The organism is Psychrobacter sp. 1Y4 (assembly GCF_051847555.1).
In genome coordinates, this window is record NZ_JBPYDE010000132.1 from 1 (window position 1) to 1,102 (window position 1,102).

2 protein-coding genes are annotated in these 1,102 nt (G+C 44.4%); both read right to left on the bottom strand.

Features of this window, described 5'->3' with window-relative positions:
- Nucleotides 1–787 (bottom strand): pyridoxal phosphate-dependent aminotransferase (locus tag ACS8FC_RS14750; protein ID WP_439297322.1); only part of this gene is annotated, 787 nt, incomplete at its 3' end.
- Nucleotides 788–863: 76 nt separating this feature from the next.
- A partial coding sequence (locus ACS8FC_RS14755; protein WP_439297323.1) for a histidinol dehydrogenase occupies nucleotides 864–1,102 on the bottom strand: 239 nt, incomplete at its 5' end.

Here is a 1,102-nt window from a genome sequence, read left to right on the forward strand (position 1 = left end):
CTAATGGATAGCTATTAAAACTATTTTTCATACGCGTCAATGCTTCAATCAACGAAGCACTACCCAAAGCCATCCCAACACGTAAACCAGCAAGTGACCGTGATTTTGAAAAGGTCTGCGTCACGATAACGTTGTCACACTCATTGATCAAGCTGACCGCTGAGACTTGCGCGTCTGTACTGTCTGTATCAGCCTGAGCAAAATCAATATATGCCTCGTCAATTACAATCACGGCATTAGAATGCTCGCTTGCTAGTTTACGGATATCAGAAAGTGATAGGAGCAAACCTGTTGGCGCATTTGGATTGGCAATGATGATACCGCTACAAGGCTGACGATAAGCATCAGGATCGATACTAAAATCGTCTTCTAGTGGGATTTTGACGAGATGTACGCCAAAAGTCTGCGCATAGACAGGATAAAAGCTATAGCCAATATCGGGTGATAAAAGCGGACGCTCTTTTAGGAAGAAACTTGCAAATATAAGCGCCAATACTTCATCTGAGCCATTACCGACAAACACTTGGCTGACATCAAGGTCATATGCTTGTGCCAGTGCAGCACGCAGATCATTGGACTCAGGTGCTGGATATAAACGCAGCTCTTGCGCTTGCTGAGTGAGCACCTTAGCGATTGCCTCCCCTACTTTTGGTGAGGGCGGAAATGGGTTTTCATTGGTGTTCAGTTTGCATAAATTGTCGTGCTGTGGCTGCTCACCCGGCACATAAGGTGACAAGTTGCGTGCTTTAGATGACCAAAGTCTGGTATCTATCTTTAACTCACTCATAAATTATCCTACTAATTAGCCATACAGACTATTAAAAATATCTATCAAAAGTAAAAACGAAGACGCTCAAAATATCTTACTGATAACGATAACGGGCTGAGCGCGCATGGGCTTCTAGGTCCTCACGTTGCGCTAAAATATCTGCCGTCTCAGCCAATGGCTTGCTGCCGGATTCACTGCAATAAATAATTGATGATTTCTTCTGAAAGTCATAAACACCTAAAGGTGAAGAAAAGCGCGCAGTACCGGATGTTGGTAGCACATGGTTCGGTCCTGCACAGTAATCCCCAATAGCCTCAGGTGTATGACGACCCA